Origin of the sequence: Paraburkholderia lebeckiae (assembly GCF_050436325.1) — a bacterium.
Taxonomy (GTDB): Bacteria; Pseudomonadota; Gammaproteobacteria; order Burkholderiales; family Burkholderiaceae; genus Paraburkholderia; species Paraburkholderia tuberum.
The window spans coordinates 2861516-2882517 of sequence record NZ_JBNDLZ010000003.1; the positions used below are offsets into that span (position 1 = coordinate 2861516).

Annotated in this window: 24 protein-coding genes and 2 pseudogenes; 22 read left to right on the forward strand and 4 right to left on the reverse strand. The window is 61.2% G+C overall.

Annotated features, from left to right (window positions below; all coding sequences use genetic code 11):
• Window positions 1-15: 15 nt before the first annotated feature.
• The 16 genes and pseudogenes from secY (at window position 16) to dsbD (ending at window position 10448) form a co-directional block, all read left to right on the forward strand.
• Entirely contained in the window at window positions 16-1362 is a 1347-nt protein-coding gene (gene secY, locus OKW44_RS31110; protein ID WP_013090753.1) for a preprotein translocase subunit SecY, read from the forward strand.
• Between the two features lie 8 nt (window positions 1363-1370).
• Window positions 1371-1589, forward strand: a complete 219-nt coding sequence (gene infA / locus OKW44_RS31115; RefSeq protein ID WP_004521905.1) for a translation initiation factor IF-1 — start codon at window positions 1371-1373, stop codon at window positions 1587-1589.
• A 20-nt stretch (window positions 1590-1609) separates the two neighbouring features.
• Window positions 1610-1726 (forward strand): 50S ribosomal protein L36, encoded by a 117-nt coding sequence (gene rpmJ / locus OKW44_RS31120; RefSeq protein ID WP_004199844.1) that lies wholly within the window; start codon window positions 1610-1612, stop codon window positions 1724-1726.
• 41 nt (window positions 1727-1767) lie between these two features.
• Window positions 1768-2133 carry a 30S ribosomal protein S13 gene (rpsM, locus tag OKW44_RS31125; protein WP_008923332.1) on the forward strand — a complete coding sequence of 122 codons (366 nt, stop codon included), beginning with the start codon at window positions 1768-1770 and terminating at the stop codon, window positions 2131-2133.
• A gap of 28 nt (window positions 2134-2161) precedes the next feature.
• The gene (gene rpsK / locus OKW44_RS31130) at window positions 2162-2566 is read left to right on the forward strand and encodes a 30S ribosomal protein S11 (protein WP_006052224.1); all 405 of its coding nucleotides are present in this window, start codon (window positions 2162-2164) and stop codon (window positions 2564-2566) included.
• A 147-nt stretch (window positions 2567-2713) separates the two neighbouring features.
• Window positions 2714-3337, forward strand: a complete 624-nt coding sequence (gene rpsD, locus OKW44_RS31135; RefSeq protein WP_013090752.1) for a 30S ribosomal protein S4 — start codon at window positions 2714-2716, stop codon at window positions 3335-3337.
• A gap of 125 nt (window positions 3338-3462) precedes the next feature.
• Window positions 3463-4440 carry a DNA-directed RNA polymerase subunit alpha gene (locus OKW44_RS31140; protein ID WP_007730697.1) on the forward strand — a complete coding sequence of 326 codons (978 nt, stop codon included), beginning with the start codon at window positions 3463-3465 and terminating at the stop codon, window positions 4438-4440.
• Window positions 4441-4631: 191 nt separating this feature from the next.
• Window positions 4632-5024, forward strand: coding sequence for a 50S ribosomal protein L17 (gene rplQ, locus OKW44_RS31145; protein WP_018420158.1), 393 nt, complete (start codon window positions 4632-4634; stop codon window positions 5022-5024).
• A 112-nt stretch (window positions 5025-5136) separates the two neighbouring features.
• Entirely contained in the window at window positions 5137-5397 is a 261-nt protein-coding gene (gene tnpB / locus OKW44_RS31150; RefSeq protein ID WP_018420159.1) for an IS66 family insertion sequence element accessory protein TnpB, read from the forward strand.
• A gap of 74 nt (window positions 5398-5471) precedes the next feature.
• Window positions 5472-6869, forward strand: a complete 1398-nt coding sequence (gene tnpC / locus OKW44_RS31155) for an IS66 family transposase (RefSeq protein WP_051103774.1) — start codon at window positions 5472-5474, stop codon at window positions 6867-6869.
• Window positions 6857-6985, forward strand: coding sequence for a transposase domain-containing protein (locus OKW44_RS31160; RefSeq protein WP_162633934.1), 129 nt, complete (start codon window positions 6857-6859; stop codon window positions 6983-6985). Before tnpC ends, OKW44_RS31160 begins: the two co-directional genes overlap by 13 nt.
• A gap of 14 nt (window positions 6986-6999) precedes the next feature.
• Entirely contained in the window at window positions 7000-7491 is a 492-nt protein-coding gene (locus tag OKW44_RS31165) for a hypothetical protein (protein WP_018420160.1), read from the forward strand.
• A gap of 54 nt (window positions 7492-7545) precedes the next feature.
• A pseudogene (locus tag OKW44_RS31170) lies at window positions 7546-7798 on the forward strand (IS30 family transposase); the annotation flags it as partial.
• Window positions 7799-7805: 7 nt separating this feature from the next.
• Window positions 7806-8066 (forward strand): annotated as a pseudogene (locus OKW44_RS31175) (integrase core domain-containing protein); the annotation flags it as partial.
• Between the two features lie 176 nt (window positions 8067-8242).
• Window positions 8243-8575, forward strand: coding sequence for a divalent-cation tolerance protein CutA (gene cutA, locus OKW44_RS31180; protein ID WP_026225727.1), 333 nt, complete (start codon window positions 8243-8245; stop codon window positions 8573-8575).
• Window positions 8568-10448: a protein-disulfide reductase DsbD gene (gene dsbD / locus OKW44_RS31185; RefSeq protein WP_018420163.1), complete on the forward strand. Its 1881-nt coding sequence runs from the start codon at window positions 8568-8570 to the stop codon at window positions 10446-10448. The genes cutA and dsbD overlap by 8 nt, the downstream gene beginning before the upstream one ends.
• A 123-nt stretch (window positions 10449-10571) precedes the next feature.
• Here the strand turns inward: dsbD and hemB are convergent, their stop codons facing one another.
• Both hemB and yihA read right to left on the reverse strand, forming a co-directional pair.
• Entirely contained in the window at window positions 10572-11570 is a 999-nt protein-coding gene (hemB, locus tag OKW44_RS31190) for a porphobilinogen synthase (protein WP_018420164.1), read from the reverse strand.
• 278 nt (window positions 11571-11848) lie between these two features.
• Window positions 11849-12511: a ribosome biogenesis GTP-binding protein YihA/YsxC gene (yihA, locus tag OKW44_RS31195; RefSeq protein ID WP_018420165.1), complete on the reverse strand. Its 663-nt coding sequence runs from the start codon at window positions 12509-12511 to the stop codon at window positions 11849-11851.
• Between the two features lie 219 nt (window positions 12512-12730).
• Between yihA and OKW44_RS31200 the strand changes: the two genes are divergently transcribed.
• The 5 genes from OKW44_RS31200 (at window position 12731) to msrQ (ending at window position 18840) form a co-directional block, all read left to right on the forward strand.
• Window positions 12731-13384: a c-type cytochrome gene (locus tag OKW44_RS31200; protein ID WP_026225728.1), complete on the forward strand. Its 654-nt coding sequence runs from the start codon at window positions 12731-12733 to the stop codon at window positions 13382-13384.
• Between the two features lie 118 nt (window positions 13385-13502).
• On the forward strand, window positions 13503-15713 hold the full coding sequence (locus OKW44_RS31205; RefSeq protein WP_018420167.1) for a cytochrome c biogenesis protein ResB: 2211 nt from the start codon (window positions 13503-13505) through the stop codon (window positions 15711-15713).
• Window positions 15714-15717: 4 nt separating this feature from the next.
• On the forward strand, window positions 15718-16926 hold the full coding sequence (gene ccsB, locus OKW44_RS31210; protein ID WP_018420168.1) for a c-type cytochrome biogenesis protein CcsB: 1209 nt from the start codon (window positions 15718-15720) through the stop codon (window positions 16924-16926).
• Between the two features lie 206 nt (window positions 16927-17132).
• Complete coding sequence (gene msrP, locus OKW44_RS31215) at window positions 17133-18128, forward strand: protein-methionine-sulfoxide reductase catalytic subunit MsrP (protein WP_018420169.1); 996 nt, start codon at window positions 17133-17135, stop codon at window positions 18126-18128.
• Window positions 18129-18138: 10 nt separating this feature from the next.
• Window positions 18139-18840, forward strand: a complete 702-nt coding sequence (gene msrQ / locus OKW44_RS31220; protein WP_026225729.1) for a protein-methionine-sulfoxide reductase heme-binding subunit MsrQ — start codon at window positions 18139-18141, stop codon at window positions 18838-18840.
• A gap of 111 nt (window positions 18841-18951) precedes the next feature.
• Here msrQ and lysA read toward each other — a convergent pair whose 3' ends face one another.
• Window positions 18952-20214 carry a diaminopimelate decarboxylase gene (gene lysA / locus OKW44_RS31225; protein WP_018420171.1) on the reverse strand — a complete coding sequence of 421 codons (1263 nt, stop codon included), beginning with the start codon at window positions 20212-20214 and terminating at the stop codon, window positions 18952-18954.
• A gap of 9 nt (window positions 20215-20223) precedes the next feature.
• Entirely contained in the window at window positions 20224-20568 is a 345-nt protein-coding gene (lptM, locus tag OKW44_RS31230; RefSeq protein ID WP_026225730.1) for an LPS translocon maturation chaperone LptM, read from the reverse strand.
• 35 nt (window positions 20569-20603) lie between these two features.
• Between lptM and cyaY the strand changes: the two genes are divergently transcribed.
• Window positions 20604-20924, forward strand: a complete 321-nt coding sequence (cyaY, locus tag OKW44_RS31235) for an iron donor protein CyaY (protein ID WP_018420173.1) — start codon at window positions 20604-20606, stop codon at window positions 20922-20924.
• Window positions 20925-21002 lie beyond the last annotated feature (78 nt).

Genomic DNA, 21002 nt, shown 5'->3' on the forward strand with positions numbered 1-21002 from the left:
CATCGGAGAAGGTACTTGGCTAACAGCCCGAGTCTCGCAAAACCCGGTCGCAGCGCGGCGAAGTTTGGTGATCTGCGCCGGCGAGCAGTGTTCCTGCTGCTGGCGCTGGTCGTCTACCGAATCGGCGCGCACATTCCGGTGCCGGGTATCGACCCGGACCAACTGGCGAAGCTGTTCCAAAGCCAGTCGGGTGGCATCCTAGGCATGTTCAACATGTTCTCGGGTGGCGCACTTTCGCGGTTCACGATTTTCGCGCTTGGGATCATGCCGTACATTTCGGCGTCGATCATCATGCAGTTGCTGGCGATTGTTTCGCCGCAGCTCGAAGCGCTGAAAAAGGAAGGGCAGGCAGGTCAGCGGAAGATTACGCAGTACACGCGGATCTTCACGGTTGTGCTGGCGACGTTCCAGGCCTTCGGTATTGCCGTCGCGCTGGAAAATCAGCCGGGCCTCGTGATCGATCCGGGGATGGTTTTCCGCTTGACGACGGTCGTAACGCTAGTGACCGGCACGATGTTCCTGATGTGGCTGGGTGAGCAGATCACGGAACGCGGGCTTGGTAACGGTATCTCGATCATCATTTTCGGCGGTATTGCGGCAGGTTTCCCGAACGCAATCGGTGGTCTCTTTGAACTGGTGCGAACCGGCTCGATGAGCATCATCTCGGCGATTATCGTCGTCGCGCTGATTGCGGCTGTGACGTATCTGGTGGTGTTCATCGAACGTGGCCAGCGCAAGATTCTTGTGAATTACGCGAAGCGGCAAGTGGGCAACAAGATTTACGGCGGCCAGTCTTCGCATTTGCCGCTGAAGCTGAACATGTCGGGTGTGATTCCGCCGATCTTCGCATCGTCGATCATTCTCTTCCCGGCAACTATCCTGAACTGGTTCAGTTCGGGTTCGCGTACCAGCTGGTTCGCAGACACGTTGCACAACGTGGCCGAAGCCCTGAAGCCCGGTCAACCCGTGTACGTGTTGCTGTACGCGTTGGCGATCGTCTTCTTCTGTTTCTTTTACACCGCACTGGTGTTTAACAGCAGGGAAACGGCCGACAACCTGAAAAAGAGCGGCGCTTTCGTCCCTGGCATCCGCCCGGGCGATCAGACGGCGCGATATATCGACCGCATCCTAACGCGTCTGACGTTGGCCGGTGCGATCTACATCGTGTTCGTTTGCCTGCTGCCCGAATTTCTGGTGCTGCGCTGGAACGTGCCGTTTTATTTTGGTGGAACGTCGCTGCTGATCATTGTCGTCGTCACAATGGATTTCATGGCACAGGTGCAGTCGTACGTTATGTCGCAACAGTATGAATCGCTGCTGAAGAAAGCTAATTTCAAAGGCGGCGGCGTCCCGATGCGTTGAAAGGACTTATGGCCAAAGACGATGTTATCCAGATGCAGGGCGAAGTAATCGAGAACCTGCCTAACGCTACCTTCAGGGTGAAGCTGGAAAACGGCCATGTCGTGTTGGGACACATATCCGGCAAAATGCGGATGCACTACATCCGGATTTTGCCGGGCGACAAGGTGACGGTTGAATTGACGCCTTACGATCTGTCGCGTGCGCGGATCGTGTTCCGGGCGAAGTGATTTGAAAAAAGGGTAATATCATGAAAGTGATGGCATCGGTTAAGCGCATTTGCCGCAATTGCAAGATCATCAAGCGCAAAGGCGTTGTGCGCGTGATTTGCAGCTCTGATCCGCGCCACAAACAGCGTCAAGGCTGAACGCCGCGCTTTTGCTTGCGCTTTTTGTTTGAGGAAAAACAATGGCTCGTATCGCAGGGGTTAACATCCCGAATCACCAGCATACTGAAATCGGCCTGACGGCTATTTACGGTATCGGTCGCACGCGCTCGCGCGACATTTGCGTCGCTGCTGGTGTGGCATTTTCGAAGAAGGTCAAAGACCTGACTGACGCAGACCTCGAAAAGCTGCGTGAAGAAGTCGGCAAGTTCATCGTTGAAGGCGATCTGCGCCGTGAAACGACGATGAACATCAAGCGCCTGATGGATCTCGGCTGCTATCGTGGCGTGCGGCATCGTAAGGGTCTTCCCCTGCGCGGCCAGCGTACGCGTACGAATGCCCGTACGCGCAAGGGGCCGCGTCGTGCAGCGCAATCGCTGAAGAAGTAAGCGGAACTGACAGTTACAGGAAAACGTAATGGCTAAGGCTTCGAACAACTCTGCGGCGCAACGCGTTCGCAAGAAGGTCAAGAAGAACGTCGCCGAGGGCGTGGTTCACGTTCACGCGTCGTTCAACAACACCATCATCACCATTACCGACCGTCAAGGCAACGCGCTTGCTTGGGCAACGTCAGGCGGTCAGGGCTTCAAGGGTTCGCGTAAGTCGACCCCGTTTGCAGCTCAGGTCGCAGCTGAGTCGGCTGGCCGGGTGGCAATGGAATACGGCGTTAAGAACCTCGAAGTGCGGATCAAGGGCCCCGGTCCTGGCCGTGAATCGGCGGTGCGCGCGCTGCATGGTCTTGGCATCAAGATCACCGCGATCTCCGACGTGACGCCGGTCCCGCACAACGGCTGCCGTCCGCCGAAGCGTCGTCGTATCTAAGACGCTGGGATTGCGAGCGCCTGTTGCCGCCTTGCGCGGTGGCGGGCTGCGCGCGTTATTGAATTGACTAAGCCCACCGTTCGACCCAAAGGGTTCGGACTAGCGCGAGTGGAAGCATTCGCGTGATAAATCACAGAAGGAATCAACGTGGCACGTTATATCGGCCCCAAGGCCAAGCTGTCCCGCCGTGAAGGCACTGACCTCTTCCTGAAGAGCGCGCGCCGTTCGCTCGCTGACAAGTGCAAGCTTGACAGCAAGCCCGGCCAGCACGGCCGTACCTCGGGCGCACGTACGTCCGACTATGGCACTCAGCTGCGCGAGAAGCAAAAAGTAAAGCGTATCTACGGTGTCCTCGAGCGCCAGTTCCGCCGCTACTTCGCTGAAGCAGACCGCCTGAAGGGCAACACGGGTGAAAACCTGCTGCAACTGCTCGAATCGCGTCTGGACAACGTCGTGTATCGCATGGGCTTCGGCTCGACGCGCGCTGAAGCACGTCAGCTCGTTGGCCACAAGGCAATCACGGTGAACGGCGTCGTGACGAACATCCCGTCGATGCAAGTGAAGGCTGGGGACGTCGTCGCCGTGCGCGAACAGAAGCGCAAGCAGGCTCGCATCATTGAGGCGCTGTCGCTCGCTGAACAGGGCGGCATGCCGAGCTGGGTCGCGGTCGACGCGAAGAAGTTCGAAGGTACCTTCAAGCAGAAGCCGGAACGCAGCGACATCGCTGGCGACATCAACGAAAGCCTGATCGTCGAATTGTATTCGCGGTAAACGGATTGACGGCCGGGGCGCCCTGATTGCGTTGCGCAAGGGGGGTGTCTCGGCTGTTTATTTTCAGGTTGTTACCGGTCAGCCTTATCGGTGTAACGAGCCGAGGGTATTGAAAAGGAAAACCTATGCAAACCAGTTTGTTGAAGCCCAAGATTATTGCAGTTGAATCGCTTGGCGAGAGCCATGCGAAAGTGGTCATGGAGCCGTTTGAACGCGGTTATGGCCACACCTTGGGTAACGCACTTCGGCGCGTGCTGTTGTCGTCGATGGTGGGCTACGCCCCGACCGAGGTGACGATTGCAGGCGTCGTGCACGAGTATTCGACGCTCGACGGTGTGCAAGAGGATGTGGTCAACCTGTTGTTGAACCTGAAGGGCGTCGTCTTCAAGCTGCATAACCGTGACGAAGTGACGGTTACCCTGCGGAAGGAAGGCGAAGGCGTGGTCACGGCCGGCGATATCGAACTCGCACACGATTGCGAAGTCATCAATCCCGATCACGTGATTGCGCATCTGTCGAAGGGCGGCAAGCTCGACGTGCAGATCAAGGTCGAAAAGGGCCGCGGGTATGTGCCGGGCAATGTGCGTCGTTACGGTGAAGAGTCGGCCAAGATCATCGGCCGGATCGTGCTGGACGCCTCGTTTTCGCCGGTTCGTCGCGTGAGCTACGCGGTCGAAAGCGCTCGCGTCGAGCAGCGCACCGACCTCGACAAGCTCGTGATGAACATCGAGACCAACGGTGTGATTTCGCCGGAAGAAGCGATCCGTCAATCGGCGCGCATTCTGGTCGATCAACTGTCGGTGTTCGCGGCGCTGGAAGGTACCGAAGCAGCGGCGGAAGCGCCGTCGCGCGCACCGCAGATCGATCCGATCCTGCTGCGTCCGGTCGACGATCTCGAACTGACGGTTCGTTCCGCGAACTGCCTGAAGGCCGAGAACATCTACTACATCGGCGACCTGATCCAGCGTACCGAGAACGAGTTGCTCAAGACTCCGAATCTGGGTCGGAAGTCGCTGAACGAGATCAAGGAAGTTCTGGCATCGCGTGGTCTGACGCTCGGCATGAAGCTCGAAAACTGGCCGCCGGCTGGTCTCGACAAGTAAGCGGACAACTCGGTCGGGTGTAACCCGCGAATTGCGCCGCTGTACTGTACTGGCAAAGACGCGGATTTTCCTTTAAAATCCGCGTCTTGTCTGTTGTCACTACCGGCCCGTGCGCTCACTGTTTGTTGTTGATGGTGCAGAACGAGTGCGATAGAAGAGCTGGACCAAAACTTTGAACTGAAGGAATTAACATGCGTCACCGTCATGGTCTGCGGAAACTGAACCGCACGAGCAGCCACCGTTTGGCAATGCTCCGTAACATGTCCAACTCGCTGATCGAGCACGAAGTCATCAAGACCACGCTGCCGAAGGCGAAGGAACTTCGTAAAGTCGTCGAGCCGCTGATCACGCTCGGAAAGAAGCCGTCGCTCGCAAACCGTCGTCTGGCGTTCAACCGCCTGCGCGATCGTGACTCGGTCACGAAGCTCTTCGACGTGCTCGGCCCGCGCTACGCAAACCGTCCGGGCGGCTACCTCCGCGTGCTGAAGTTCGGCTTCCGCATTGGTGACAATGCGCCGATGGCACTGGTCGAACTGCTCGACCGTCCGGAAGTTGAAGAAACGGAAGTGCAAGAAGCTGAGTAAGCTTTCTACTTCGACAAAAAGCCAGGCGCATCGCCTGGCTTTTTTGTTTTCTGTGACTCATCCTGAAATACGCTAACGTATCGGGCCACAGTCGCCCCATGGAAGGCTGAGCGTGGGGCGGAACGCCCAGAACGCTGTCTCGGGCGATCTGTTTGTGTTCGTCGGCCGGGACCGCTCGAAAGTCAAATGCCTTTACTGGGATCGCACCGGCTTCGCGCTCTGGCACAAGCGCCTTGAAAGGTCCGCCTTCCGTCACCGCTGGCGCTCGCGCTACGCGGCTTCACACCTCGCCGAGCTCAACGCATGGTTCGAAGGCGTTGAGATCCCGGCGCGCGAGCCGCATCGCGCCGTCGCAGTGACGCGCGTGAGCTGAACTGGCTATTGCTTGCGCAGATACAACGCTCTCCGATCTTGTAAACGTCGCGCGAGTTGGGCATCATGATAGCCATGTCGCCCACCGCCATCACTGTCGCGGATTTGCCGGTCGAGCCCGATGCGCTGCAAGCCTTCGCGCTCGAACAGAACAGGCTGGCATGCGTGCTGTGGGAGCAGCTGGAAATCCTGCAGCACCAGATTGCCCAAGCCAAACGCGTGCGCTTCGGTGTCAGTTCCGAGCGGCTGTCGTGCCAGGCGGAACTGTTCGATGCGGCCACGGAGTTGCCCGTCCCTCCTGAGTCCGTGGAGGTTGCGGTCGCGGGCCACACCCGCAAGGGGCGTCCGACGCTGCCGAAAAATCTGCCGCGCAGGCGAGTTGAATACGATCTGAGCGACGAACAGAAAGTCGCATTCGATTCGCTCGAGAGTATCGGCGAAGAGCGCAGCGAGACGCTGCACTACGAACTGTCCAGGCTCATCGTCATCGAGCACATCCGCTTCAGGTACGCGGCAAGGAAAGACGGTGAGTCGACCATCGTGACCGCAAGCGCACAGCCTTCGCCGCTGCCGAAGAGCGATGCGAGCGCAAGCCTACTGGCTAACATCCTGGTCAATACCTACGTCGATCATCTGCCTTTGAACTGGCAGGAAATGCGCTATGCAGGACGTGGTGTGCATCTGCCCCGGGCAACGCTGTGCGAATGGAAGGTGGCGGCAGCCGAACTGCTCGAAGTGCTGCTGCCACCGCGACGGTCTCACCAGTTGCGAGCCCCGCGCATGCACGTGGACGACACGACGTTGCCATTGCTCGAGAAAGGTCGCAAGGCGACGCGCACGGCGCGATTATGGGGCTATCTGGGCGCCGGCCAACGCGAGGAGAACGGCGTCTGGGTCGACCACCTGCCGGCGGTGGTGTTCGAGTTCGCCGAATCGCGCGCGGGCTCGCATCCGCTGCGGTACCTGCAAAAGCACAAAGGTTATCTGCAGGCGGACGCGTACAGTGGGCATGACGCGCTCTACGAAACGGGAGACATCGTCGAGATCGGATGTTGGGCCCATTGCCGCCGACGCTTCTTCGAAATCGCGAAGGCGCAAAGCAAACCCGGACTTGCAGCGCAAGCGCTGCAATGGATCGCCCGACTGTATGCGATCGAGTCGCGGATCAAGGATCACACACCCGACATCAAATATGCGGCGCGGCAAACCGAGGCGCTGCCGGTGCTCAAACAGTTCCGGCAATGGCTGGAGGGCAACGTCATCGGTTTGCCGACTCAGGGGCCACTCGCGAAAGCCTTCGGCTATGCATTACGTCATTGGCCAGTGCTCGTCGCTACACTGAGAACGGTATTCTGCTACCGGACAACAATGCGCTGGAGCGTCAGATTCGCCCGATTGCCGTCGGAAGATCGAACTGGATGTTCGCAGGCTCGGCGCGTGGCGCTCGAGCGGCCGCCACGATGTATTCCCTGATCGGTACAGCTCGCCTGAACGCAATCGAGCCCTATTCGTGGCTTGAGCGCACGCTTGAGCAGTTACCATCGTATGCTGTCAACTGGGTGCACGAACTGTTGTCGTTCGCCCGATAAACACCTCACCGCCCATGGACATTCTCGACTCGCTTCGGCAGGCGCCCAGCGCCGAGTTGTATCGCCTCTATCTCGCCATCGGCAAAATGCTGGACGACCCGCGACGGATTCTCGAAGTGCGTCAACGCCTGCACCTGGGAATGGAGGTTAGCTATATCGGGGGCGATCCGCTCGGACCACCTTCGCACGGAACGGTGGTGGAGCTGCGGCAATCACAGGCGGTGATCCAGGATAACCAGAGCCGTCAGCGTTGGTCGGTGCCATACGCGGCGGTTATCCCTGACACTATGAGCGGCCCGACTCGCGCGCCCGCGTCGCCGCCACCGCGAGCACAACGCGAGGAATTCTTCATTGGCGACACCGTTGGCTTCACCGACAAACATCTGGGCGAACGAGTCGGCATCATCGTCCGGTTGAACGCGAAAACTGCGTCTATCGCCGTTAATGATTCGGAAGGCCATTGGCGAGTCTCGTACGCTCTGCTGCGAAAGATTGTCGACATCTAACCCGGCGATTCCGTCAACACGAGTTCCGCTGACGGATACCAGCTAAAGATCGACACCGGCCTAGCAATTTACTTCTGCGATCCACAAAGCCCGTGGCAGCGCGGACCGATGAGAACACCAACGGCCTACTTCGACAATACTTTCCAAAGGACACCGATATCAGCCGATACTCGGAGCGTGAACTCGACGCGGTCGCCAACGCGCTAAACCGCCGACCACGCAAAACACTCGGATGGAAGACGCCAGCAGAAGCGCTAGAGGAGTTACTATTCGCAGCTTGATGGCGGGTGTTGCGACGACTCCTTGAACCTAAGCAGTACTGTTCGACCTACTATCAGGGTATTCATCGGCGCCACGGCTTGCGATGTTCGATGGCGGACGGCTACGACTACTATCGGAACGCCCTGGCCGAACGAATCAAAGCCATTCCTAAAGGCGAGTTCTTGCTGCAGCGTCCTGCCGATCTCAAGCAGGCGGCAAAGATGGTCGAACAGTCGGTGCGCACCTACAACCATGAGCGGCCACATGCCGCTCTGAAATACAAAACGCTCGATGCGGTGCGTCGGGCGCTCTAGCATCTGGATACTGTCAACCTATTCCAGGACTTGACACGGCGGCGGATTTTTTCATCGATGTCGAAAGCCGCGTCCCAGTGACCAAATGTCGCGGCCGCACCGCGTGACGCCATGCAGGGCGACAGGGTCAGGTGATACGATATCGGGATCGAAATCCTGCGCCGCCGGAGCTTGGTGTGAGTGTGAATGTGACCTTGGTGCTGACAACGGTGCCGGATGCGGCCGTCGCTCAAAAGCTCGCAGCCGACGCGCTCGCTGCTCGCCTTTGCGCGTGCGTCACCCAGCTAGGCAGCGTGCAGTCGAGCTATCACTGGCAGGGCGCGATCGAAACCGCGCAGGAAATCCAGCTGCTGTTCAAGACCAGCGCCGCTCGCGCGCTCGAACTGGAGCAATACATTCAGGCTCACCATCCGTACGGCACGCCGGAAATCCTCTCATGGCAAGCGACGGCCTCCGCCGCCTACGGCCAGTGGATCACTGCTGAAACCCAACGCCCTCTTCATGTTTAACGGTCTCGACCGGCGCGCGCGCGCTGCGCTGCGCACCGCATTCTTTCTGCTCGGCTGCGTGTTCCTCGCGCAAGTCGCCACGCTCGCACGCGCCGCGGACGACTTCCTCGACCCGTCCGTCGCGTTCCGGTTCAGCGCGACCGAGGCCCCCGGCCAAGTCGTCGTCACCTACAAGATTGCGGACGGCTACTACATGTACCGCGAGCGCTTCGCGTTCGCGACCCGCAACGGCACGGCGACGCTTGGCGAGCCTGAACTGCCAGGCGGTCACGTGAAGTTCGATCAGACATTCAACAAGAATGTCGAGACGTACCGCAACAAGCTGACTATTCGTATTCCGGTCAAGCAGGCTGCCGGACCGTTCGATCTTGCGGTGACGTCGCAGGGCTGCGCCGACGCGGGCATCTGCTACCCCCCGATGGAGCGCGTGTACCACGTGAGCAGCGAGGCGCTGCAGCCGGCTGGCCGCGGGGTGGCGACCCCAACCGCGCAACAATCCGCCGCCACTGACAACGAACCCTGGTACGAACGCGCCACCAGCGCCGATTACGCGCAGTCGCTGCTGCAGCGTGGCGGTTTTTTTGCGATCGTCGGGCTTTATTTCGTTGCCGGCGCCATTCTGAGCTTGCTGCCGTGCTCGTATCCGATGATTCCGATTCTGTCGGCGATCATCATCGGTGAGGGAGCGCGCGTCACGCGCAGGCGTGGCTTCGCGCTGTCGCTCGCGTATGTAGTCGGGATGGCGCTCGCGTACACGGTGCTGGGTATCGTGGCGGCACTCGTCGGGCAGAGTCTCGGCGCATGGCTGCAGAACCCGTGGGTGCTCGGCGCGTTCGGCGGGCTTCTTATGATTTTCGCGCTGCTGCTGATCGCCGGTGTGGATCTCGAACTGCCGCCGCGCTGGCGCGAACGCATGTCGAGCGCGTCAGCGGGACGCTCGGGTGGCAAATTAACCGCGGTCGCCGTGATGGGCGCGCTGTCGGCGCTGGTTGTCGGCGCCTGCATGACCGCGCCGCTTTTTGCGGTGCTCGCGTTCATCGCGCATACCGGCAACGCCGTGCTCGGTGGCGCGGCGCTGTTCTCGATGGGCATCGGGCTTGGGCTGCCGCTGCTGATCATTGGCCTCGGCGCGGGTACGCTGCTGCCGCGCGCGGGCAAGTGGATGGACAGCGTAAAAGTGTTCTTTGGCGTCGTTCTGCTGGCCGCGGCGCTGTGGATTGTTTGGCCGGTGCTCGGCGGGGCGGCGTCGATGCTATTGAGCGCCCTCTGGCTGCTGATCGCCGCGGTTGCACTCGGCCTGTTTTCCAAGTCGGTTGCGGGCGCCTCGATATGGCACCGGCTTGGGCGGGCGGTCGGCGTCGTGATGGCGGTTTGGGCAGCGGCGCTTCTAGTTGGCCTCGCGGCGGGATCGTCGGATCCGCTGCGACCGCTGGCGGTGCTCGCGGCTCGCGTCGGCAATCAGGCGGGCATCGCGAAGGATGGCTCCAGCGCGGCCGCAACGGCGTCGCAAAGCGATTTGACGTTCGCGTCGGTACGTTCATCGGATCAGCTCGACCAGGCCGTCAAAACGGCGGCGCAGCCAGCCATGCTCGATTTTTACGCGGACTGGTGCGTGAGCTGCAAGGAAATGGAGAAATTCACCTTCAGCGACCCGCGCGTTCAGGCGAAGCTGAAGCAGATGAATCTGCTGCGCGCCGACGTCACTGCAAACAATACCGACGACCAGGCGCTGCTCAAGCGCTTCAATCTGTTCGGGCCGCCGGGGATTATTTTTTTCGATCAGGGTGGCAAGGAAGTGTTGCGGGTAGTCGGCTACGAATCGGCGGATAAATTCCTGCGCACACTGGATCGGGCGAGTGCGTCGGGGGTGTAATCGAAGGCCGCGGGGCGTTGCAACGCCACCGCTTCGCAAAGGGCCGCACAAAAAAACGGAGGCGAAACCCTAGGGTTCGCCTCCGTTTTTTTGTCGACGGCCGCGCGCTAAACCGCGCCAGGCTTACTTCTGCGAACGCAGGATCTTCGCTGCATCCAGCGCGAAGTACGTCAGCACGCCGTCCGCGCCTGCACGCTTGAACGCGAGCAGCGATTCCATCATCACCTTGTCGTGATTGAGCCAGCCATTCTGCGCGGCGGCCTTCAGCATCGCGTATTCGCCGCTTACCTGGTACACGTAGGTGGGGAACTGGAACTCGTCCTTCACGCGACGCACGATGTCCAGATACGGCATGCCCGGCTTGACCATCACCATGTCCGCGCCTTCGTCGATGTCGGCCTGCACTTCGCGCAGCGCCTCGTTCGAATTGGCCGGGTCCATCTGGTAGGTCATCTTGTTGCTCTTACCTAGGTTCGTCGCGGAACCGACGGCATCGCGGAACGGGCCGTAGAACGCCGAAGCGTACTTTGCCGCGTACGCCATGATGCGCGTGTGAATGTGGTCCTCGCTCTCGAGCATTTCGCGGATCGCACCGATGCGTCCGTCCATCATGTCCGACGGCGCGACGATGTCGACGCCGGCTTCCGCCTGCGCACGAGCCTGCTCGACGAGGATCTCGACGGTTTCGTCGTTGATCACGTAGCCGGCTTCGTCGAGCACGCCGTCCTGACCATGGCTCGTATACGGATCGAGCGCCACGTCGGTGAGCACGCCGAGTTCCGGAAAATTCTTCTTCAACTCACGCACCGCGCGCGGGATCAGGCCCGCCGGGTTGGCCGCTTCACGGCCTTCGGGTGTTTTCAGCGAGGGCTCGATCGCCGGAAACAGAGACAACACCGGCACGCCCAGTTCGACGCACTGCTCGGCGACGCCCATCAGCAGATCGACCGACACGCGCTCGACGCCCGGCATCGACGGCACGGCTTGCCGCACGTTGGTTCCCTCGACGATGAACACGGGGTAAATCAGATCGTTGGTCGTGAGGATGTTTTCGCGCATCATGCGACGCGAGAAGTCGTCACGGCGCATGCGGCGCGGACGGTAGTGAGGGTAGAAGCTCATATCGAATCGAAGATCGTGGATAGGTGGAGTGGACAAATGGCACCTGGCTCCGCTCCCGGAAACTTTTCGAGACAATGGTATATCATACCGATCGAGCAAGGCGCCTAGCGCTGACCTCCCCGCTTCTCCTCCCTGAGCGGGTGCCTGTCGTTTTTCGATTAGGCTGTTTGACCCGCCGTTCAAGCGGCGGGTTTTTTTATGCGCGGCCGCAAACGCGCTCTGACGCGTGTTTTACAGGCATATCACGCGTGCCGCGGGATTCCTGCATTGATATGCGTTCAGCCCGCGGCCGGCGTTTCGCCTGTTTCGCCCGCTGCCTCCGGGATCAGCCAGCTCTCGATCAGCTCATGCGCTTCATCGAGCCCCGTTCGCTTGAGCGCCGAAAACAGTTGCGCGGTGAGTTCGCCGCGATAGCCCGCAGCCCGATATTCGGCCAGTCCCTTCTGCGCGGTGCGCAACGCGTTCGTGCTTTCCTGGCGCGTCAATTTGTCGCATTTGGTGAGCAGCGTGTGGATCGGCTTGCCGGTCGGCGCGAACCACTCGATCATGCGCCGATCGAGATCCGTCAGAGGGCGGCGCGAATCCATCATGAGGATCATGCCGCGCAGTTGCGAGCGCGATTGCAGATACGTGGACAGCAGCGCCTCCCAGTGCGCCTTCGCCGCACCCGGCACTTCCGCATAACCGTAGCCCGGCAGGTCGACCAGATAGGCGGTCGGCTCATCCGCCTTGCCAACCGAAAAATAATTGATGTGCTGCGTGCGGCCAGGCGTCTTACTTGCGAATGCAAGTCGCTTCTGATTGCAGAGCACGTTGATCGCGGTCGATTTGCCCGCGTTCGAGCGTCCCGCGAAAGCGATCTCGGGCTGCGCGGTGGCCGGCAGGTCGCGCAGATGATTGACGGTGGTATAGAAGCGGGATTCGTGGAGCAGGAAGGGCATGGTGGAAGCCAGATGGAGAAGCTGCGGAGCTCGCAGCGGGAACGGGGTCAAGCCCGACTGGCGTCTAAGCGATTAGCGAGTTATTGTACAATACGATGGTTTACTGAAAACCTTAGGAGGCCGCCCCACGTGCCTTGGCGGCTCCTGGCGGTCACTCGGTCGCCGTCGTCGTACTTTGCAGAACCTCTAAAATCCCACAAGACGAGACAGGGTGTGCGAATGAATCGACTGTGCAAGGCTCTGATGGTGCTTCATGTAACGGCAGGTCTTTCAGGTTTGGCAATTCAGGCACGAGCAGCAGATCCGGCAAAGCCGGACATCAATCGGGGGCAGGCAATCGCGGTTCAGGTATGCGCGTCATGTCACGGCGCAGACGGCAACAGTGCCGGCGGCGCATACCCGAAACTGGCGGGCCAGCATCCTGAGTATCTCGTCAAGCAGCTCAGAGATTTCAAGGCGCAGCCGGGCGCCAAACAGGCCGCGCGCAACAATGCGATCATGGCGGGCATGGCCGCCGCGCTTTCCGATCAGGACATGATCAACGTCGCGGCTTACTTCTCGACGCAGACGCCCAAGCCTGGCTATGCGCACAACAAGAACACCGTCGCGGTGGGGCAGCAGATCTATCGCGGTGGGATTGCCGACCGCGGCGTGCCGGCCTGTGCGGCCTGTCACGGGCCCACGGGGCAGGGTATTCCGATCCAGTATCCACGCCTGTCGGGGCAGTGGGCCGAGTACTCGGTGACGCAATTGACCGCGTTCACGCAAGGTCCGGGCGCTCGTAATAACAACGACGCGATGCATGCGATAGCATCGCGTCTGTCGGACAACGAAATCAAAGCGGTCGCCGACTACATCGCGGGCCTGCATTAAGCGCTTCGTCCGCGCGAATCCAACCGGCCCGGCGAGGCCGGTGAAAAACAAGAAAAGGGTGAGGGTGTCGTCGCTATGACAGCCCTTCACCCTTTTTTGCTGTTCAGTCGGAGTTTGAATGAGCGTCACCACGTCGGGTCTGCAGTCGAAGTCGGGCAATCGCGTCATGCGCAGCGCCATCGAGCTCCTGAGCTCGATGCGTTTTGCCATTGCGCTGCTGGTGATTCTGTCGATCGCCAGCATCATCGGTACCGTCCTCACGCAGGACGATCCGTATCCCAACTACGTCAACCAGTTCGGTCCGTTCTGGGCGGACATTTTCCGCGCGCTGAGCCTCTACACGGTGTACAGCTCGTGGTGGTTCATGCTGATTCTCGGCTTCCTGATGGTGTCCGTGTCGCTGTGCGTGATCCGCAATGGGCCGAAGATGGTCGCCGACGCGAGGAGCTGGAAGGACAAGGTTCGCGAAGGCAGCCTGCGCGCGTTCCATCACAAGGGCGAGTTCGCGGTGCACGGCGCGCGCGCACAGTCGGCGGCGGTGCTCGCAAGGTTGTCGGCGAAGCTCGACTACAAATTCGTCACGCGCGAGTCGGACGGCGCGACGTTGATCGCCGCGAAGCGTGGCGCGCTGACGAAGTTCGGCTACATCTCCGCGCACCTCGCGATCGTCGTGATCTGCCTCGGCGGCCTGCTCGACAGCAATCTGCCGATCAAGCTCCAAATGTGGCTGTTCGACAAGTCGCCGATCAACTCGAACACGGTCATCAACGAGATTTCGCCCGAGCATCGGCTGTCGCAATCGAACCCGACGTTCCGCGGCTACGCGTGGGTACCCGAAGGGCAGCACGTGTCGACCGCGATCCTGAATCAGCCCAATGGTTCGCTGATCCAGGACCTGCCGTTTTCGATCGAGCTCAACAAGTTCATCGTCGATTACTACTCGACCGGCATGCCGAAGCTGTTCGCGAGCGACATCGTCGTGATCGATCACAAGACCGGCGCGCGCGTGCCGGCGCGCGTCGAGGTCAACAAGCCGTTCGAATACGACGGCGTGTCGATTTATCAATCGAGCTTCCAGGACGGCGGCTCGCAGATGCAGATGACTGCCTTCCCGATGTCCGGCCCGAGTGCTAAGCCCGCGCCGTTTGGCGGCACGATCGGCGGCAGCGCGCCGTTGAGCTCGGCCACGCCGCTGGCCGACGGCCAGACCGTCGAATTCACCGACTTCCGCGCAATCAACGTCGAAAACATCTCGAACGGTAACGGGCAGAACGATGCGCGCGGGGTTGCCGCGCAGCACTCGCTGAAGGAAGCGTTCGACGAGCGCCTCGGCTCCGGCGCGAAAACGTCGAAGCCGCTCGATCTGCACAACGTCGGCCCGTCGGTGCAGTACAAGATTCGCGGCAAGGATGGCCAGGCGCGCGAATACAACAACTACATGCTGCCCGTCGACGTGAACGGCGAGAAAATGTTCCTCGCCGGCATGCGCTTGAATCCCGACGACCCGTTCCGCTATCTGCGAATTCCCGCCGACAGCGGCGGCACGCTCAAGGAATGGATGAATCTGCGCGCCACGCTGGAAGACCCGAACCAACGGGCCATGGCCGCTCATCAATTCGCGCAGCGTTCGGTGCCGGGTTCAAATGCGGAGTTGCAGCAACATCTGGAGGAAAGCGCCTTGCGGGTGCTGACCCTTTTTGCGGGCGCCGACAGCAGCATGAAGATGCCGAATGGCGAAACGCTCGGCGGCTTCCAGGCGGTCGCTGGGTTTATCGACCGCTCGGTACCGAAGGGCGAGCAGGAAAAGGCCGCGGGCCTGCTGCTTCGCATGCTCGAAGGCGTGACGTGGGACTTGTGGCAACAGTCGCGCCAGCGGCTCGGCGAGCCCGCCGCGCCGACCGATGCGGACACGAGCCGCTTCATCCAGAGTTCGCTTAATGCGATTTCCGACAGCTTTCTGTATGGATCGCCGGTCTATTTGCAGCTTGATTCATTCAAGCAGGTGCAAGCTTCGGTATTTCAGTTGACGCGCGCGCCGGGCAAAAAAGTCGTGTATCTTGGCAGCCTGCTTCTCGTATTGGGCATCTTCTCGATGTTCTACGTTCGCGAACGGCGTCTGTGGTTCTGGCTCAAGGATACGGACCACGGCACGAGCGTCGTAATGGCGATGTCGAGCGCGCGTAAGACGCTAGACTTCGAGAAAGAGTTCGTCCAGACGCGCGCCGCCGTGAGCGCCGCACTGGGCGCGAAACTCATCGAAGCAGCCGATGCCAGCCCGGCCGCTCAGGCCGCCGCTCCGTCTGCAAGCTCACAGGATTCGACCCGGTAAGATCATGGACTTGACTCAGGTTTCCTCCTCTTCTTCTGCTTCACGCGCCGACACGGCGTTTGCGAGCAGCACGCCCGAACTCCCCAATTTCGACGAACGGCCGTTCCTGAAACGCCTGGGTATCGCCGACTGGCTGTTCGCGCTCGCGCTTGTCGGGGGCGCCGGGTTCGCGCTGTCGCGCTATTACCCGTTCATGAACTACTACGACAAACTGGTGCTGGTGTGCTCGGTGCCGGTTTTCGTCGTGCTCGGCTGGCGCTGGAAGCCGGTGCGTCCGCTGATGTTGGGAATCGCCGCCCTGTCGCTGCTGGCGATCCAGATCTACGACGGCGATCTGAGCCGCGCCGACAACGCTTTCTTCCTCAAGTATTTCCTGTCGAGTCAGTCCGCGATCCTGTGGATGAGCGCGCTCTTCGTATTCGCGACCGTGTTCTACTGGATCGCGCTGCTGTCGCGCTCGCCGACCGGCGCCGCGATCGGCTCGAAGATGACGTGGGCGGCGGTGCTGATGGGCTTCGTCGGCATGATGGTGCGCTGGTACGAGTCGTATCTGATCGGCGCGGACGTCGGCCATATTCCGATTTCGAACCTCTATGAAGTGTTCGTGCTGTTCAGCCTGATCACCGCGCTGTTCTATCTGTACTACGAGCAGCACTACAACACGCGCGCGCTTGGCGCGTTCGTGTTGCTCGTGATCAGCGCAGCCGTCGGCTTCCTGATGTGGTACTCGGTCGCGCGCGACGCGCAGCAGATCCAGCCGCTCGTGCCGGCGCTGCAAAGCTGGTGGATGAAGATTCACGTGCCGGCGAACTTCATCGGCTATGGCAGCTTCGCGCTGTCGGCGATGGTCGGCGTCGCATATCTGGCGAAGGAACGCGGCGTGCTCGCGGATCGTCTGCCGGCGCTCGACGTGCTCGACGACGTGATGTACAAGTCGATCGCGGTCGGCTTCGCGTTCTTCACGATCGCGACGATTCTCGGCGCGCTGTGGGCCGCCCAAGCCTGGGGCGGCTACTGGAGCTGGGACCCGAAGGAGACGTGGGCGCTGATCGTGTGGCTGAACTACGCGGCCTGGCTGCACATGCGTATGATGAAGGGCCTGCGCGGCGCGCTCGCCGCGTGGTGGGCGCTGACCGGGCTGCTGGTCACGAGCTTCGCGTTCCTCGGCGTGAACATGTTCCTGTCGGGCTTGCATAGCTACGGCAAGCTGTAAGATCCGCCGCGCTGAACCGACTAAGAACCGCCGCGTGCTTTCGCACCGGCGGTTTTTTTATGGCCGATGGAATATTCGTTGCTCCCCGGTGTTCGCCAGTCGAGCACCTGAGCAACTACCCGTGGATGACAGACGCCCCCAAAGGGGCGATCATCAATAAGGCTCCGCAACGCGCGCGACGCGGCGGGCCGGCAAGGAGCAGCACGATGTGGATCAAGCGAAGCGACAGAATTCAACTGACCGGCGATGACATTTCGCGCAGCGAAATCGCGCCGCGGCACGTGTTCGAGAACCGGCGACGCATCCTGCAGGCGGCGGGCGCGATGGCGCTCGGCAGCCTGATCGGCGTGAGCGGCGAGGCGCTCGCGACCTACTCGTCGCCCGATCCGAAGGCGCAGAAGCTCGCGGCGAGAACCAACACCAGGTTCGTCGCGCTCGACAAGATTACGCCGTACAAGGACATCACCACCTACAACAATTTCTACGAGTTCGGCACCGATAAATCCGATCCCTCGCAGCACGCGGGCACGTTGCGGCCGCATCCATGGAAGGTGAGCGTCGAGGGCGAGATCAAGAATCCGAAGGTGTACGACATCGACGATCTGCTGAAGCTCGCGCCGCTCGAGGAGCGTGTGTACCGGCATCGCTGCGTCGAAGGCTGGTCGATCGTGGTGCCGTGGATCGGCGTCTCGCTGTCGGAGCTGATCAAACGCGTCCAGCCGAACGGCAATGCAAAGTACGTGCAGTTCATCACGCTCGCCGATCCGTCGCAGATGCCAGGGCTGTCGGCACCCATACTCGATTGGCCGTACTCCGAAGGTCTGCGGATGGACGAGGCGATGCATCCGCTGACGCTACTGACGATGGGCCTCTACGGCCAGGTGCTGCCGAATCAGAACGGCGCGCCGGTGCGCGTCGTGGTGCCGTGGAAGTACGGCTTCAAGAGTGCGAAGTCGCTCGTGAAAATCCGCTTCGTCGAGAAGCAGCCGCCGACGAGCTGGAACACGTACGCGTCGAACGAATATGGGTTTTATTCGAACGTGAATCCGAATGTCGATCATCCGCGCTGGAGTCAAGCCACTGAACGGCGCATCGGCGAAGACGGCTTTTTCACGCCGAAACGCAAGACACTGATGTTCAACGGTTACGGCGATCAGGTCGCGTCGCTCTATCAGGGCATGGACCTGAAGAAGAACTTCTAGGGCGAGCACGATGGTTTCCGATACGCAAACTGTCACCCGCACCGAGCCTGCGATGCGGCGGACGTCGTCGACGTCGGCGGCGAAGCCGCGTTCCACCGGCGGCGCGCGCTGGGTCGTGCCCACGAAAGTCGCAGTCTTCATCGCGGCGCTCTATCCTCTCGCGCGCCTGGTGCTGTTCGGCCTGACCGACCGGCTCGGCGCGAATCCGATTGAATTCATCACGCGCTCGACCGGCCTGTGGACGCTCGTATTCCTGTGCATCACGCTTGCGGTGACGCCGCTACGCCGTCTGACCGGCGTAGCCGCGTTCGTGCGTTTCCGCCGCATGCTCGGGCTCTACACGTTCTTCTACGCGACGCTGCATTTCACCATGTACCTGTGGTTCGACAAGTGGTTCGATGTTGCGGAGATTCTGAAGGACATCGGCAAGCGGCCGTTCATCACGGTGGGCTTCGCCGCGTTCGTGCTGCTGATCGCGCTCGCGGTCACGTCCCCGCGCGCGATGGTGCGCAAGCTCGGACGTCGCTGGCAGACGCTGCATCGCGCGATCTATGCGATCGGCGTGCTCGCGATCCTGCATTTCTGGTGGATGAAGGCGGGCAAGCACGACCTTCTGCTGCCGAAGATCTACGGCGCGGTGATGATCGCGTTGCTGGGATGGCGGCTGGTGGTGTGGATACGTGAGCGGAGGATGGGAACGCGCCGACGATGATGGCGAGTTTATTGGCGTCACGCTGTTTCAAATAAAAATGGCGATGTCACCGTGGCATCGCCATTTTCGTCGCTGCGCTCGACCTTCGCGCTCTGCCGCAGGTACCGACGTTTACGCCGGCAGTATCGTTTCATCCGCAAACAGCTGCTTGACCTCTTCGCGCGCGCGAACCACATGCGCCTGTGTACCATCCACCATCACCTCGGCGGCGCGCGCACGGGTGTTGTAGTTCGAGCTCATCACGAAGCCGTACGCGCCGGCCGAGCGGATCGCGAGCAGATCGCCGGGTTCGACCGCGAGCAGCCGTTCGCGGCCAAGCCAGTCGCCGCTTTCGCAGACGGGGCCGACCACGTCATAGACGTGCGCGGGGACCTCGCGCTTCACGACCGGCTCGATGGCGTGATACGCGTCGTACATCGCGGGGCGCGCGAGATCGGTCATCGCCGCGTCGACGATCGCGAAGTTCTTGCCCTCGCCCGGCTTCAGAAACTCGAGACGTGTGAGCAGCACGCCCGCATTGCCGACCAGCGAGCGGCCCGGCTCGAAATAGACTTCGCGGTGACCGTGGCCGCGCGCATCGATGCGATCGAGCACCGTGCGCACGAACTCACCGATTTCCGGCGGCGTTTCGTCGTCGTAGGTGATGCCGAGACCGCCGCCGACGTCGATATGGCGAATCGACACGCCGTCCTGCTCGATCTGCTCGACGAGTTCCAGCACTTTGTCGATCGCGTCGAGATAGGGCGCGACTTCGGTGATCTGCGAGCCAATATGGCAGTCGATGCCGATCACCTCGAGATTCGACATCGCCGCGGCCGCCTGGTAGGTGGCGCGTGCGTCTTCGAACGCGACGCCAAACTTGTTCGTCTTGAGTCCGGTGGAAATGTACGGATGCGTTTTCGCATCGACATCGGGATTCACGCGCAGCGACACCGGCGCTTTCTTGCCCATTTCGCCCGCTACCGCGTTGAGGCGGTCGAGTTCGGGAATGGATTCGACGTTGAAGCATTTGACGCCCGCCGCGAGCGCGTCGCGCATTTCGCTTGCCTGCTTGCCGACGCCCGAAAACACGGTGTTTTCCCCTTTGCCGCCGGCCGCGAGCACGCGCGCGAGCTCGCCGCCCGACACGATGTCGAAGCCCGCGCCGAGGCGCGCGAAAACGTTCAGCACCGCGAGATTGCTGTTGGCCTTGACGGCCACGTGCACGCTCGCGCGACGCCCCCCGCAGGCGCCCGCATAGGCGTTCCACGCAGCGGTGAGCGCGGCGCGCGAATAGACGTAGAGCGGCGTGCCGAACTGCTCGGCGAGTGAAACGGCGGACACGCCTTCGGCGTGCAATACGCCGTCGACGTAGTCAAATGCGGATCGAGTCATGCGAAAGTCTTATTGAACGGAAGGGACGGCAGAGGCGGGCAGCGGCACTGCGGGAGCCGATGCCGCCGAAGCAGGCGGCACCGTGAGCTGGTCTTCGGGGGCGAGCGTGAGCGGCTTGCCCGAGGTGTCCGGGATCGATCCCATGTCGGCCGCGCTGCCGCTAGCCGGTTGCGTTTGATCGGTCGACGGTGTTTGCGTGCGGTGAGCCGGCGGGGCAGGCATCGGCGGCACGGTCGGCAGATAGAGCGAGCCGCGTTGGCCGCAGCCGGTGAGCGCACAACCTGCGAGAATGGCTAAAACCGCTACAATCGCGCGGCCGGGCGCTGCCGCGCGCATCCGAGTTACGACTCGCATGACTGTCCCTGAATGAATAATCGATGGAGTTTAGCATGTCCGATAGTGATTACCTGACCCGTGCGGAAGCCGTGCTGGCCGCCATCGAGAGCGCGCTCGACGACACCGACGCCGACATCGAACTCGAGCGCAGCGGCAACGTTCTGACGCTCGAATTCGAGAACCGCACGAAGATCATCGTCAACCTTCAGCCGCCGATGAGCGAGATCTGGATCGCGGCGAAGGCCGGCGGCTTCCACTTCCGTTTCGTCGACGGTGAATGGCGCGACACGCGCAGCGGCGCGGAGTTTTTCGCGGCGCTGTCGCAGTATGCGACGCAGCAGGCTGGCGAGCCGGTGCATTTCGCCGCGCAATAAGCGCGAAGCGCGCTCAAAGCAAAACCGCCGCGTATCGAACGCGGCGGTTTTGCTTTTCTAGCGGGACATCGAGGCAGC